Source organism: Pseudodesulfovibrio alkaliphilus (genome assembly GCF_009729555.1).
Classification (GTDB): domain Bacteria; phylum Desulfobacterota; class Desulfovibrionia; order Desulfovibrionales; family Desulfovibrionaceae; genus Pseudodesulfovibrio; species Pseudodesulfovibrio alkaliphilus.
Map to the genome: position 1 here is coordinate 31992 of NZ_WODC01000011.1, position 14795 is coordinate 46786.

General features: G+C 60.1%; 14 protein-coding genes. 3 read left to right on the forward strand and 11 right to left on the reverse strand.

All coding sequences use genetic code 11. The features are described 5' to 3' along the window. The first annotated feature begins 114 nt into the window (after positions 1-114). Positions 115-996: a hypothetical protein gene (locus tag GKC30_RS13770; protein ID WP_155935556.1), complete on the forward strand. Its 882-nt coding sequence runs from the start codon at positions 115-117 to the stop codon at positions 994-996. Between the two features lie 225 nt (positions 997-1221). On the opposite strand, the gene GKC30_RS13775 is transcribed toward GKC30_RS13770, so the two are convergent. From GKC30_RS13775 to GKC30_RS13825, 11 genes are all read right to left on the reverse strand, one after another. Further along, complete coding sequence (locus GKC30_RS13775; protein ID WP_155935557.1) at positions 1222-2652, reverse strand: carbon starvation CstA family protein; 1431 nt, start codon at positions 2650-2652, stop codon at positions 1222-1224. Between the two features lie 183 nt (positions 2653-2835). Continuing rightward, positions 2836-4569: a LytS/YhcK type 5TM receptor domain-containing protein gene (locus GKC30_RS13780; protein WP_367614150.1), complete on the reverse strand. Its 1734-nt coding sequence runs from the start codon at positions 4567-4569 to the stop codon at positions 2836-2838. 21 nt (positions 4570-4590) lie between these two features. After that, positions 4591-5436, reverse strand: a complete 846-nt coding sequence (locus tag GKC30_RS13785; RefSeq protein WP_231117199.1) for a LytR/AlgR family response regulator transcription factor — start codon at positions 5434-5436, stop codon at positions 4591-4593. Between the two features lie 330 nt (positions 5437-5766). Further along, positions 5767-6315, reverse strand: a complete 549-nt coding sequence (locus tag GKC30_RS13790) for a single-stranded DNA-binding protein (RefSeq protein WP_155935558.1) — start codon at positions 6313-6315, stop codon at positions 5767-5769. A gap of 45 nt (positions 6316-6360) precedes the next feature. Further along, positions 6361-6705: a hypothetical protein gene (locus tag GKC30_RS13795; protein WP_155935559.1), complete on the reverse strand. Its 345-nt coding sequence runs from the start codon at positions 6703-6705 to the stop codon at positions 6361-6363. 65 nt (positions 6706-6770) lie between these two features. Continuing rightward, positions 6771-7418, reverse strand: coding sequence for a biotin/lipoyl-containing protein (locus tag GKC30_RS13800; RefSeq protein ID WP_367614151.1), 648 nt, complete (start codon positions 7416-7418; stop codon positions 6771-6773). 51 nt (positions 7419-7469) lie between these two features. Beyond that, positions 7470-9734, reverse strand: coding sequence for an acetyl-CoA carboxylase carboxyl transferase subunit alpha/beta (locus GKC30_RS13805; RefSeq protein ID WP_155935560.1), 2265 nt, complete (start codon positions 9732-9734; stop codon positions 7470-7472). A 2-nt stretch (positions 9735-9736) separates the two neighbouring features. Continuing rightward, the gene (locus tag GKC30_RS13810; RefSeq protein WP_155935561.1) at positions 9737-11155 is read right to left on the reverse strand and encodes an ATP-binding protein; all 1419 of its coding nucleotides are present in this window, start codon (positions 11153-11155) and stop codon (positions 9737-9739) included. 11 nt (positions 11156-11166) lie between these two features. Beyond that, on the reverse strand, positions 11167-11550 hold the full coding sequence (locus tag GKC30_RS13815; protein ID WP_155935562.1) for a PilZ domain-containing protein: 384 nt from the start codon (positions 11548-11550) through the stop codon (positions 11167-11169). A 43-nt stretch (positions 11551-11593) separates the two neighbouring features. Then, the gene (locus tag GKC30_RS13820; protein WP_155935563.1) at positions 11594-12337 is read right to left on the reverse strand and encodes an OmpA/MotB family protein; all 744 of its coding nucleotides are present in this window, start codon (positions 12335-12337) and stop codon (positions 11594-11596) included. Beyond that, on the reverse strand, positions 12337-13089 hold the full coding sequence (locus GKC30_RS13825) for a motility protein A (protein ID WP_155935564.1): 753 nt from the start codon (positions 13087-13089) through the stop codon (positions 12337-12339). The genes GKC30_RS13820 and GKC30_RS13825 overlap by 1 nt, the downstream gene beginning before the upstream one ends. A 93-nt stretch (positions 13090-13182) precedes the next feature. On the opposite strand from GKC30_RS13825, the gene GKC30_RS13830 reads away from it, so the two are divergent. Beyond that, a complete protein-coding gene (locus tag GKC30_RS13830) occupies positions 13183-14028 on the forward strand; it encodes a purine-nucleoside phosphorylase (RefSeq protein ID WP_155935565.1) in 846 nt (281 codons plus the stop codon). 58 nt (positions 14029-14086) lie between these two features. After that, complete coding sequence (locus GKC30_RS13835) at positions 14087-14746, forward strand: FlgO family outer membrane protein (RefSeq protein ID WP_155935566.1); 660 nt, start codon at positions 14087-14089, stop codon at positions 14744-14746. Positions 14747-14795: the final 49 nt, after the last annotated feature.

Consider the following 14795-nt stretch of genomic DNA (forward strand, 5'->3'; position numbering starts at 1 on the left):
CGAATAACAGGAAAGATTCCTGTTTACCCCGCCGCTCCACTCTGCTAAGGCACTGGGCGGGACACGGGTTTGTGTGCCGCAGTGCCGAACGACCACAGCGACAGGACACGACGCATGTACGCGATGGACAGGTTCTTCAACGGGGTCACTTACATATTCGACCCCCTGCACCACTTCTGGGAAAAAGACTCGACCCAACGCACCGTGGGCGGTGCGCTCATCGTCATCTTCGTCCTGGCCCTGATCACCATCGAGCTGAACCGCCAGGGGCTGCTCTCCGGCCATCTGGCCCAACTGACCCCCACCAGCCACTACATGGCCATCAACCTGGCCTTCACTCTGGTTCTGGTCCTTGAGGTAATCAGCCTCATCTTCACCCTGCCCTGCTCCATCTCCAAGTCCGTCGGAAAACAGTTCGAAATACTGGCCCTGATCCTGCTGCGCAGCGCATTCAAGGGACTGGCCGAATTTCCCGAGCCGCTGACCATCGTGGGCTATGAAAAGGAGCTGCTGGTCATCCTGGCGGACGGCGGCGGAGCCGTAGTTATCTTCGCCTTGCTCGGAGTCTACAGGATGCTGCGCCAGCGTATGCAGGAGACCGGCATGGCCGGGCCGACCCTGTTCCGGTTCGTTGCGGCCAAGAAACTCGTGGCCCTGTGCATCCTGGCCATCTTCATCGGCATGGCCGTGCAAAACTGCCTGCTTATGGCCTCTGGCCGGATGCCCCACGCCTTTTTCGAGAAATTCTACACGGTTCTCATCTTCAGCGACATCATGCTGGTGCTCATCGCCCAGCGCTTTCTGCCTGAATTCCGTGCGGTCTTCCGCAACTCGGGCTTTGCCCTGGCCACCCTGCTCATCCGCGTGGCCCTGACCGCTCCGCCCTACAACAACGTACTCATCGGCATCGGCGCGGCTGTTTTCGCCTGCGCCCTGACCCTGGTTTACAACACCTTCTACTCCAACCCGGAAAAACGCGCCAAGGCTCCCCGCTAGGCAGTGTGCCCGCGCATCGGGCCAAGCCCGGTCTTGACTGTGTCACTCCCCGGCTTCGGTCGGGCTACGGCTTTGCCCCATGGGGGCGAAGCCGCCTCGGTAATCCCCCCATTACTAGGGGGGGGCTGAAAAGTAGAGCGTACGCCACAACGATGAACCGAGAAAAGGCCCGCAAAAGCGGGCCTTTTCGTTTTTCCGTCCAAGACGGCAGGGAAGATGGAGAGGCTATGCGGATTCTGTGACCGTGTCGGTCGACTTGCGCAAACCGAACTTCAGTATGAAGGCGGCAAAGGCCAACGCCGCGGCCACAATCCCGCCGACAACGGATATTGTATAGCTCAGATTGAAGCCGATGGTGGCGTTCATGATGAAAGTAACGCACACTGCAGTCATGAACACCGCCGGGACTGTGGCGATCCAGTGCAACTTGTCGCGCTGGGCCAGGTATATCGCGGAGGTCCAGAGGACCAGGGCGGCCAGGGCCTGGTTGGAGAAGCCGAAGTAGCGCCAAATGGTGGAGAAGTTCTGCATGGAGATTATGTAGCCGATGACAAAGAGCGGAACGGAGATCAAGAGCCGCTTTGCGGCCTTGCTCTGCTCCAGCTTGAATGTCTCGGCCACTATCAGGCGTGTGGACCGGAAGGCGGTGTCGCCGCTGGTGATCGGCAGGATGATGACCGCGAGGATTGCCAGGCCGCCGCCAATGGGACCGAGGAGCCCGTGGGAAACCTCGGCCACCACGCTTGCAGGGGAACCGGAGCTGATCACGGCCTGAAGCGCCTCGGGATTGTTGTAGAAGGACATGCCCAGAGTGCACCATATCAGCCCGATGATGCCCTCGATGATCATTGCCCCGTAAAACACGGAGCGGCCTTCGCGCTCGTTCTTCACGCAGCGGGCCATCAACGGGGACTGGGTCGAATGGAATCCCGACAAGGCCGAGCAGGAAATCGTTATGAACAGCAGCGGCCAGAGGGGAAGGTCGCCCGGATGAGTGTTGACGGTGAAGTCCAGATTCGGCAGCACGGCATGGGGGCTGGCGAAGAGCGCCACGGCCAGAGCGGTGGTCATGACCAGCAGCAGCAATCCCAGCAACGGATAGAACCGCCCGATGATCTTGTCGATGGGCAGAATGGTGGCCAGGAAGTAATAGCCGAATATGGCCGCCACATACCAGCTGGTGGCGATTCCGGGAGTCAGGTTGTTGAGCAGCGCGGCCGGACTGAGAACGAAAACGACGCCCACAAGCATCAGAAGCGTAAAGGAGAATAGGCGCATCACCTGGCGGGCAGTCATGCCCATGTATTCGCCGACAACCTCGGGGATGCTCGCCCCGTTATTGCGAACAGAGAGCATGCCGGAGAAATAATCATGCACCGCTCCGGCGAAGATGCAGCCGACGACGATCCAGATCAAGGCCTGAGGGCCGTACAGGGCTCCCAAAATTGGACCGAAGATAGGACCAATGCCCGCTATGTCTAGCACCTGGATGAAAATGAGCTTCCACTTGGGCATCGGCGTGTAATCAATGCCGTCTTGAAGCGCGTAGGCCGGGGTCTCCCGGTTTGGGTCGATGCCGAAGACCTTCTCCACGAACGTACCGTAAACGATATAGCCCACTATGAGCAGGGCAACGCAAAATAAGAAAAACAGCATGTGGATCAACCTCCAATAAAGTGTACCTATCGGAATTCTTCGTGGAGAGGACTACTACGCTGTGGCGTTTGTTTTCCATACGCACGGGATGAAATGGCCATTTTCGGGTTTGAACCGTCCCAAATCCCGAACGAACCAACACGTTCGACCCAACCGAAAAACAAAAAACCGGAACAAAAAGTTTTAGGTTGCCACTCTCAACGGCATTCTGGGTATGGAAAAACTGACCCGCGTCCCTTGTCCGGGGCGACTGCAGATTTCCAGAAGGCACTCTGGACCGTAGATCTGCTCCAGACGGGAGGCGCAATTACGGATGCCGATACCGGCGCGGCAGGAATCCATCCCGCCCTGCTCGGTCAGGGCAGATTTTTCCAGCAGCGAATCCACCAGTGCGTCGTCCATGCCGCTGCCGTCGTCAGTGACGCATATACGCAGCCGATCCGCGTCCAGCCAGGCGTTGATGATCACCGTGCCGCCGTCGCTTCGGCTCAGGATACCATGCTTGACGCTGTTTTCCACCAGCGGCTGGATGATCAGGGGCGGGATGGGCCAACCGGCGCAGGCCCCGTCGATATCCCAGCCTACAGCGATGCGCTCCCCAAAACGCGCCTGCTCGATGGCCAGATAGGAGCGCACCTGATCCAATTCTTCGGACAAGGGAATGAATCCCCGACTGGAATCAAGGTTCTTGCGCATGTAGAGCGACAGGTCGAGGAGCAATTCGCGGGCCTTCTCCGCATTGGTACGGCAAAACGAACCGATGGTATTCAGGGAATTGAACAGGAAGTGGGGATTGATCTGGGCCTGAAGACGGCGGATCTCGGCATGAGCCAGCATGTTCTCCTTGATGCGCAGGTCCTCAAGCTCCAGTTGGGTGGAGAAGAGCTTGCCCAGCCCCTTGCCCAGCTCAAACAGAGTGTTATTCAAGGGAACAGCCTTGCTGCCGTAAAATTTGAGGGTACCTACGATCTGCCCGGCCTTGGTCAGGGGGATGATGATGGCGCAGGTGTTCGGACAGTCGGGCACGTCGCACCCTATGGCCGTCTGGTCTTCGATATACCGGGCCTGGCCGGTCCTTATGACCTCGCGGGTGGCCTCGGTATGAATGGATCTGCCGGAGAGATGGTGGTCGCTCCCCGCGCCCACATGGGCCAGCACATCGCGTGTGTCGGTGATGGCCACGGCTGCGGTTTGGACCCGACCGTGGATGATCAGGGCGGTCTGCAACGCGGAGTCCAGGTTCAGCCCGGAGCGCAGATGGCTGACGGTCAGGTTCGCGATATCCAGAATCTGCTGGGCATGAAGCGAGTCGCGCTGCTCCCTGCTGTGAAAAAATACGTTGATCAATTCGACAAAGATCGCCGCGCCAAAGGCGTTGATGACGATCATGGGCGGAGCGATAAGCTTGACCAGCTCCACGGCGTCGCCATAAGGCCGAGACAGGAGCAACACAAGCCCCATGTGCAGAGACTCCCCCACCAGGGCCAGCGGGGCGGCGATTTTCCAGCTCATGGCCCGGCCTCCGAGCCTGGCGGCGATGCAACCGGCCACAAGACCTTCCAGAAACGTAGCCATCCCGCAGGGCACGGCGCTGAAACCATTCAGGTCGAAAAGGATGCGATGCCCACCGGCTATGAGCCCGGCCCCGATGCCGACCACAGGCCCGCCGAACAGCCCGCCAGTGATGACCGCCATGGCGCGAAGATTGGCCACGGACTGGAACACCGAGTTGCCGGTGTAGGTCCCGAGGATGCCGAAGAGGCCAAAAAAAACCGTCAGCAACAACGTCCGGTTTCTAGTCGATGTCCGCGCAAAGCCGAAACGCTGGACCGGAGTGATGACAAGCAGCAGGAAGACTGCGCCAACCAGCAGCCCGAAGCGCTCTGCAAGGGTGATGATGAGTTGCTCGGCTTGCACGATGGCTTTCCCGGATCAGGGCTAGATGCCCAGGGCCGCCCTGAATTGCCTGACCCGACTCTTGCTCAGCACGATCTCCGTGGCATCACGATAGCGCATGGTGATCACGTATTTGCCGCTGTGCCAGGGGGCAAAGCTTCGGACAAAGCTCAAGTTGATCAGGTCGGATCGGTTCACCCGGAAAAAATCGAAACAGGAGAGCCGTTCTTCAAGTTTTTCCAACGAGATTCCCGGACCGCAGGGATACGCCGCCTCAGCGGTATGGGCCAACACCCGCCGGTCTTGAGAGTTGAAATAGAGCACCTCGTCGGGCGTCAGCAAGATATTGCGCCCCTCATCCTCAGCCGCGATACGCACGATCCCCGTGCCCCCGCATGGGAAAAGCCCCACCCTGGCCAACAGGCTTTCCAGACTTCCGTCTCCTTCGCAGCGTTGGGGACGATCCAGGAGCATGCGCACCCGCTCCATGGTCTTGCCGAGGCGCTCAAGGGCGATGGGCTTGAGAATGTAGTCCACCGTATTTTCCTCAAAGGCCCGAATGGCGTGTTCGTCAAAGGCGGTGGCAAAGACCACCAGCGGAGGACGGCCACGGACCATCAGCTCGTGCAGCACCTGAAACCCGTTCATGCCGGGCATCTCGATATCCAGAAAGACCAAGTCCGGGCGCACCCGCACGATGGCCTCCACAGCCTCACGACCAGACTCGGCTGCAGCCGCGACCTCAATATCCGGGAAACGGGAGAGCAGATACGCCAACTCGTCCAGCGCAGGCGGTTCGTCGTCCACGATCACGGCGCGGATCATGCCAGCACCGCTACCGCGCTTGGCGGAAAGTGCGCTTGAGCAGGGGGAGTCGGATTTGGGCATGGCTGATTTCCGGGCTACAGTAACTTGGCGTGCGCGAAACAGTATGTAAGCTGGTAACGGTTGTCAATTTGCCATTGCAGCGCTACGACCCCCCTCCCGCATCGTTTCCGGGAAAAGCCAGCGGCAACTGCAGCCGCGCAAAGATGCGCCCGGCGCGGACCGCTCCCCCTGGGCCGCCATCAAGACTCCTCCCTCTCCACCTTTCCAGGCGATGTTACCCAAAGAAAGAGGGTGGTTGGACCACCCTCAAAAACTCTCAAAACTCTGACCAGCATCAGGTGAATTGATCGCTCAAATCCCCCTAACGTGGCACTCGCTGAACATGCCCGGTCAAAACGGCACGTCGTCCATGCCGCTGGCCTCCGAGGGAAAAGCCGGGCCCAGATCCTCCTCGGGTTCCTGCTTGCGCGTCTGGTTCCGCTGGCCCTGGGCGGCCCCCTGTTGCTGATACCCGCCCTGCTGGCCTTGCTGTGCATTGTTCTGCTGATAGCCGCCCTGGCCTTGGCCCTGCTGCTGGTAGCCGCCCGCTTGGCCGTCGGGAGCCCGGTCAAGGCCCTGCACGTTGTCAGCCACGATCTCGGTCATGTAGCGGTCCTGGCCGGTATTCTGATCCTGCCACTTTCGGGTCTGCAACTTGCCCTCCACCAGCACCAGCCGCCCCTTGCCCAGATAATTGCCGCAGAACTCCGCCGTCTGTCTCCAGGCCACAATGTTGTGCCACTCGGTGCGCTCAACTTTCTGGCCGGTCTGCCGATCCCGATACCCCTCGTCGGTGGCGATGGAAAATCTCGCCCGAGCCTGTCCGTTGGGCGTATAGGACAGTTCCGGGTCGCGCCCGAGGCGGCCTATGAGGATCACTTTATTCAAGCTGCCAGCCATATCAACTCCTTGCGTAAATCACGTTCACTTGGACCTTGGCATTTATCAAAAATCACGGGCAATGTCTTCCAGTGCATCGAGGCAATCTTCGAGCTCGTAGGAAATGGCGTCTGCCTCCCTGGGCTGGCGGGCGGCCAGGGCGTCCTGGAGCTTGAAACGCAGGGCCTCGGCCTGTTCGGCCTTCTCGCGCAGGGGATCCCGCCGCTCCTTTGGGATGAGTCCGGCTCGCACGGCGTCAAACACGGCCTGGGCCAGCTCCATCACCCCCTTGCGAGGGATGGCGTCGCCCCCATCGCCCCAAACCAATTCCCACAGAGCGGGCCAGACCTTTTTGACCTCGTCCTCGCTGAAGGTCGATGCCGAAACACGGATTTGCAACAACTTGCCCATGGCGTCCCCCGAGATGCAGGATTAATCGCCGCCGCCCCGCAACAAGGGTTACGGCCGGAACACGGTCACTCCTCTTCCCACTCGCTCTGGATGCGGGCGACCACGTCCTGAATGACGGAAAGCTGGTCCTCGGGACAAACGCCGATGAGGGGTTCGCCTTCATCAACGTTGTCGCCCCGACCGAAATACACGGAATAGATGATGCCTTCGGGGCCGGAGTATGAAAGCGGTGTCTCGCGCTTCATGCGGGAAACGATCATCAGCTCCATGCCTTCGCGCACCTTGACCGAGCGCTTTCCCGAAACCTTGAGCTTCTGGTCCACCTCAGGCACAAAATAATACTTGGCCCGCTCTGGAGCACGGAAGAGGTACAGCGCCTTTTGCAGAACCAGCTCAATGACCTCCTGACGGGTCAGGAAGTGTCTGATGGTCACCAAAGGTTCGCCGGCCTCGACGAATTGTCCCTCAAGCTCGGAGCGGACCATCCCGACCTCGCCCTTCTCTGGGGCGTGGAGGGGTTTCTTGTTCTTCTCGCGGGTCAGGTGCGCGAGCAGGGTTCCGGGCTTTTCCTTGTATTCCCCGAAACGGCCATGGACGCGGTCGCCCTTCTTGAGGCCCGCGAACTCCACCACCCCTGTATGCGGGGCATTGATGACGATCTCGCGATAGGGCGAAGCTTTGACGGTATCGAGCAATTCCTTGATATTCAGCACATGAAGTTCCTTGATTGCGATTACGATGACAGAATACGCGCCGACGGCGGGCTAACGATAGTAAAGGTTGCGCCCACCCATGGTCAAGAGGGCTTGATGCAGGTTCTTCCTGACCTCCCTGCGGTCCCATACGCCGTGGATATGCCCGCGGGAGAGGGCATGGTAGGCGCTGTGATAGTCCGGGGACACGGCCATGCCAGTGGTCTCGGCGATGACGCCCGGCCCGGCAAAGCCGATATTCGAAGAATGGACCGCGAACTGATAGGGCGAGCAGCCGAGAAAGCTGGCGACCGGCCCCGCATAGGAGTTGGTGTCGTAGAGCACGAGATAGAGGCCGCCCCGGTCGATGTATCGGCGCACGGCAATGGTGCAACGCGGCATCTGGATGACGCCGTTGACCCCCTCCTGAATGCGAATGCCCGCGGTGCCGTGGACATAGGCGATGAAGGGCTGACGTTTGCGCCCGGCCCGCTCGGCGGCACGGATGAACTTTTCGCCCTCGGCCGCGCCCACGCTGCCGCCGCGAAAGGGGGCGCAAAGAACAGCCACCACGGCCGCAACCCCGTTGATGACCGTTTCAAAGGTGATGCAGGCCGACTTCAGGCCGGTTCGCGCCTTGGCCTGATCAAGCTTGGCTTCGAACTGCTCATACCCCAGCGGATTGATGGACTCCAATCGCTGATTGAACTCCCGAGCGCGGTCATAATCGAAAACATTGTGGAGGTACCACGGGTATTCCATGGGGAAATGGTGGCCGCAGCTGGGGCAGACCCCGGCAAAATCTCCGTACAGGTCAGGCACCCACAGGTCCGGGCAGTGATGCGTACGCACCTGTGGGCAGGAGACTGTCCTGTCCTCCTGGCTGCGCGGGCTGATCCACGCCCACTCGCTGCCGACCAGACAGGCTCCGTCCTCGGGGCAGGAGAGCCGGGTTAACCTGTCCCTGACCTCATCGCCCTTTTTCTGCTGCTCCACGTTGGCCACGGGCAGGATGCTGTCCATGACCCTCTTCAGCGGCATGAGCAACTTGCGCCGCACGATATGAGCCTCTGCCCCAAGGTCTTCAAGCATGGCGTCCAGCCGCTTCTTCTGCCGCCCAAGCAGATCGTAGCGCAAAAAGGAATTGGCCGCCCAGACAGTTCCCCTGGCCGAGGCGGCCATGCGCTTGATCAGGCCGGTGCCGTCCAGGCATGCGTGGCGGCTCATTGCCCGAAACTTGCGTTGACGCAGATCCACCAGCCGGTTCTGGGCAGATCCCGAAAGACTCCAGCGCATGAAGACGGCCTCGGCATCGCCGACGCTGGAGCGCACGGCCATGGCCCGGAAGAGCTTCATGGGCTTGACCTCGCTGACAGCCTCGTTGGTGGCCTGGATCAACTCGCGTCGCAGATCCCGAAAAAAATCGAAGTGCGTAGGCCGGGCCCCCAAGGGGGGCTCCTGGAGAACACGGTCCACATAACCGTTTTCCAGATTGTCCAGGGCGGTGATGCGCAACTGGCGGGCGCATTTCTCGATGAGTTCTGGCGTGGCCCGGCTTGCGCCGCGCAAACCGCCTTCGATGGCCGCTGCCCCCTCAGGGGAAATGACCGAGTAATAGCCGTGGGAGAGCATGATCCGCCGATCGGCAAGACTCACAGCCTCGGCCCCGCCTGAGCCGCCCTCGGAAAAGACCGCAACCAGGGGCACCCTGAGAGCGGCCATTTCATAGAGATTTCGGGCAATCTGCTGGGCCGCGCCGGGCCAGTCCTCCACCGGATACGCTCCGGGTGTGAAGACAAAGGTATGGATCGGAATATTCTCGGTCTCGGCCACTTTCATGTAGTGCAGAGCCTTGGCATTGCCCCACGGCTTGACCGAACCGCCATTGCGAAACGCCTCGCCATGCCCCTTTTCCTGGCCGATGACCATGACCATCTGGTTGACGATCCGCTCGCCCACCCGCCGGGCGAAGTAAGCCCTGGCGATGAGCATGCTCGGATCAATGTTGAACTCGCCCCGCCCGCCGATTTCGGTGTAATTGTCGTAGACATTTTCCAGGATGTCCTTGAGGCAGATGCGCTGGGGGTGGCGCACGATACGCACCCGGTCCATGGGGGTAAGCTGGGTGTCGAGCTTGCGCTCGGAAAAGGCGAAGAGATCCTCAAGCCGGGACATCTCCTCGGCCTGAACACCGCCGGGGGTGGCGGCATCGCGGGCCAGCACCTCGCCAAGCTTGGCTGTAAGCAGGCGGATGTGCTCGTCTTCCTTGCCTCCGAATATGTCGCGGATATAAGCAAGGCGGTCTTTGATGTCCTGGATCCGTCTATCAATGTCCATGGTCAGAACTCCAGGATTTTTCCAGTCATACCGGAAAGATACCGGATGTTTGTATAGAAAGCGCCGTCCCTGCCCGCCCCTGTGCCCTCAAGAACCAATTCATTGAGAAAGCGCTGGCCGCGAGCCTTGGCCTCGTCCAGATCCGCACCCCAGACAATGGCCAGGGCCAGATTCGGGTCGTACTCCATGGGGATTTCATAGGGTACATCACGAGGCACCTGGGTGAAGACCCGCAACCAATCGTGGTCCTGCCAGGAAAGGCGGGTGACGGTCCCGGCACAAGGGGTGAAGCGGTTATCGGGACTCTCGGCCACTATGCGGTATTCGATGCCGACCCCTTTGAAAGCGATGTCCTCCTGCGAGTAGCCCAGCGACTCGCCAAGAGCCAGACGCACCTGCTCGGTGATGATGTCCACCGGGCGGTCTTTCACGCGCGAGATCACGGCCGAGACGCCATTCTCCACCTGGATGCGTGTATTGACCTCCATCAGGAAAGGCTCCCCCCTGGGGGTGACTATCCACTCCCAGGTGCCCACGTTGTCGTATCCCGCCTCCCGGGCCATGGCCAGCGAGTACTCCGTGATGTCGGCCAGGACCCTGGCCGCGTCAAAAGTATAGGGCACGGTTCCCGGCGCAAAACCGGGAGCGACCTCGACCCGTTTTTGCTTGCCCGTGCTCTGGATGGAGCAGTTGCGCGTCCCGAAATGGACATGGTTTTTGCCGCCGCGCTCGGAGACCACCTGCACCTCCAGGTGGTTGAAATCGAAAATACGCTGCTCGATAAGTACGCCCTCGTCACCAAAGTTGCGCTTGGCATAGTTGCGGATACGCCGGAAAACGGAGCGGAACTCGTCGAAACTGCCCACCTCCTCGATGCCCATGCCCCCGCCCCCGGCAGAAGCCTTGACCATGATCACGCCGTCGATGATACCCTGGGTCGCCTGGAACTCGAAGAGGCTGGCCGCGATCTCGTCCGCCTCCATTTCACTGTAGACCGGCCTGTCCGAGCCGGGCACGGTGGGGACGTTCAGACTGCGGGCGATACGCTTGGTGTTGATCTTGTCGCCCAGGTCGCGGATGACCCACCAGGACGGCCCAATGAACTCCATGGGCCGGTCGCGGCGCACCACGCGGCGGGCGAAACGGAAATCTTCGGCAAAAAAACCGTAGCCGGGATGCACGGCTGTGGCCTTGGCCGCATCGGCCACGGCAAACAGTTCGTTGGCGTCGAGATAGGAATGGATGCGATAGACCGCCCCGTCGCCGCCCAGCTCCCTGGCCAACCGGACATGACCGCTGTGGACATCCTCGGAGGTATGAACGCAGACAAAGTCGATACCGAGCCCCACACAGGCCCGCATGACCCGCATGGCAATCTCGCCCCGGTTGGCAATAAGCACCCTGTGTCCGGCTCCTGACATGGGCAACCCGATCAGCCTTCCTGTTCGCGCTGCTTCTTTCGCAATTCGATGAGCCGCTTTTGCACCTCGAGCACGAGCTTGTCGAGCTTGACCTGCTTCTGGCGCTCCAGGTCCAGGAAGTTGATGCCCACAATGCCGTTGTCGAGCACACGCATCACCTGGGCCGCGGCGGCTGCGAGAAAGAGCTTTTTGTTGATGAGCAGGTCAACGTCTATGGCCTGTCCTTCCTTGAACCCCTTGGCGGGATCAAGAACGGCGAATCCCGTGGCGCTCAGGTCCTTGACCTCGAATATCATGTCAAGGGACGGAAACCGGGCGGTCAGGCCGGGAACCTTGGTTCGGAAAGCCTTGCGGAGCTGATCGTCGCCGCTTGGTATGTCTAAGTCGAAGCCCATATCCCCCCCAATGGTTGCATTGACGATTCGCCAGACCGGAAGCCTAATTGCCGGTGACCCGTTTTTCAAGCACGAACTCCACCCGCCGATTTTTGGCACGATACTCCGCAGACGTGTTCGGATAAATGGGGTTGAGATAGGCCAATCCCGTGGCGGTCAGCCGGGTGGATTCAATGCCCATGTCCAACAGTTGACGAAGCACGTTGACTGCGCGCAAGGCGGAGATTTCCCAGTTATCCACAAAACGGGAGTTCTTGCTTGGGTTGATGTTGTCCGTGTACCCGATAATCTTGATGTTCTGGTCGCGATGCTTGATGAAGAAATCCTTCAGCGCAGCGACCACCTCAACGCCCCGGGGCGAAAGGGCCACTTGTCCCGAAGCGAACATGACATCCCCCGGCACCCGCAGGGTGATGACCCCGTCCTCGAAATTGGCCGAAACCACGCCCTCCACACCCTTCTTGGTTTGCAGGGTCTTGACCTCGGCGAACACCTTGCGTTGCGACTCGACGATCTGGCGACGCATGATGGCCTGATCAATGAGCACCCCGGCTTCCTCCTGGGTGATGCGGCTGGTGGAAACCTGCTCGAGCTTGCCCTGCAGCGCCTGGGTCACTGACGAAAATGTTTTGGAGAATTTCTCCGTATCGATGGTGGACATGGAGTAAAGCAACACAAAAAAGACGAGCAGGAGCAAGGCCAGGTCGGCAAAGGTTGTCAACCATTCCTGACCGGAATCATCCTCCTCTTCGTGGATGCCCAGGATGCTCTCGTAATCTTCGCTCATCAGCGTGTCTCGCGCTCGTGCGGAGCCAGGAAAGAGGACAATTTTTCGTAAACGAGCCTCGGGTTGTTATTCTCAAGAATGGATTTGGCGCCTTCAAAAATAACCTCAAGGTGCAATTGCTCCTGCAGCGTCCTGGCCTTGAGTTTGGCAGCCATGGGTATGAAGATCAGGGTTGACATGGCGCTGCCGTAGAAGGTCGTCAGCAGGGCCACGGCCATGGCCGGACCGATGGACTTTGGATCATCAAGCATGGAAAGCATCTGCACCAGGCCGATGAGGGTTCCCATCATTCCGAAGGCCGGGGCCAGGGCCGCAAGACGCTTGAACACGTCCTGTCCCACCTGGTGTCGTCTGCGCATGGAACTTATCTCGATGGCCAGGGTGGTACGGATCAATGCCGGGTCGGCGTTGTCCGCAATGAGCTGGCAGGATTTCTTGAGGACCATGTTTTCGGTCTGGACATTCTCCAGAGCCACCAACCCCTCGCGGCGGCTGATCTCGGCAACCTTGACCATGATGTTGACCACGTCGCGAACCTTGGTCTTGCGCTGCACGAACATCTTGAACCCGGCGTTGAAGCCCTGTATGACCTCTTCAAACGGGAAAGCCACCATGATGGAGGCCAGCGTTCCGCCGAAAACGATCATCATGCCGGGAACATTGATAAAGACATCGACAGCCCCGCCGATGACGATGGCGCCGATGATGAGTGACAATCCAACGGTGAGGCCAAGTAGCGTCACGATATCCATAAGATCTGCCAGTCCTTGGGTTCTGTTCGGTCGATCTGTGGGCAACCTGTCCCCGATCCGGCCCGCAGTAGCCGCCGGACATGGGGAGTCCGCATGAAATACCATGAGAAGGTACATCAGTCTGCCGCATACATACAGGAAAAGCTAGGCAAAATTCAAGTCGGGAGTGCGGGCCTCGTCACCGGCACCGGGCTGGGCGGACTGACCAGCGCCATCAAGAACGCAAAAAGCCTTTTCTACAGAGAGATTCCCGGATTCCCGGTTTCCACCGTGGACAGCCACACGGGACGCCTGCTGGTCGGCACCGTCGAGGACGCCCCGATCGTCGCCCTGCACGGCCGCCACCATCTCTACGAAGGATTCGACGCCAGACAGGCGACCCACGCAGTGCGCACCTTGGGCGAACTGGGCGTGGGCGTGCTGATCCTGACCAACGCGGCCGGTGCGCTAAACCCCTCCTTTGCCGTGGGCTCGCCCATGCTCATTGAAGACCACATCAACTTCACCGGCACCACTCCGCTACGCGGCGACAACCACGCCCTCTGGGGAGAGCGCTTCCCGGACATGTGCGAAGTCTATGACTCGAGGCTGCGCCGACTTGCCGTGGATAAAGCGCTGGCGCTGGGCATCCGGCTTGAGAGGGGGGTGTACATGCAGGTCATGGGGCCGAACATGGAAACCCCGGCCGAAACGCGCATGTACCGGGCCATGGGCGCGGACGCCATCGGCATGTCCACCTGCATGGAGGCCATCGCCGCCCGGCACATGGGCATGCGCCTGCTCGGAATCTCCTGCCTGACCAACAAGAATCTGCCCGACTGCATGCAGGAGGCGCCCCTGAAAACCGTCATCTCCCGGGCCGAGGAAGCATCCTCGACCATGACCGCGCTGATTGCTGCGATCCTAAAGGAAATCCGAGACTTGACCGATGAGGCTTGAGAACCATCGCGCCACCCGCTTTCGGTAGGCGCGGCCAACGACAACCAGCAGGCAGCGCATGCACAAGACATTCCTTGCATTCCTCGTCCTGGCCACCCTTCTCCCGGCCCAGGGCTGCGGCAACAGGTTCTGGGAGGACACCAAACGCGCCACAGGAAAGACCTACAACTACGTCTTCGACACCGCGCCCACGGCCAGGGCCTTCCATGATCAGGCTGCCGTGCCCATTGAGGAAATCAACCTCCGGGCCGCCAACGTGCTTTATGCCAATGTCGGCAAGTACGAGCTGTCGTCCAAGGCGCCCGTATATGCCAAGCGGTTTGAAAACGGCGACGACCCTGAGGATACGGCCATCTTCGGCACAGTGGTCATGGAGCAGGTGGTGGACAGACTGGTTCAGCGCGGCATGGTCATCACGGGTGGAGATCCCAGGCCAACCGACTACTTTCTGCCTCAGGGCATAGACCCCGAGAAATACGCCAAGCCTCCCATGGGCAGCCTTGAGCACCTGCCGCCCAGGGCGGCCATGCTCTCAGGGGCCTATGTCATCGGCGACAATTTTATCTATGTTTCCGCCAAGATCACCCGACTCGACGATCGGGCGGTAATCTCGGCCCACACCTGGACCATTCCCATTACGGACAACGTCCGCCAGCTTCTGCCCCAACTGCGCATGGACGACGGCCTTGAGCCCACGGTGAAGACCACCTTCAACTAGATATCGAAAAAGGGGCACCGAATGATCGGTGCCCCTTGCAAATCAACGG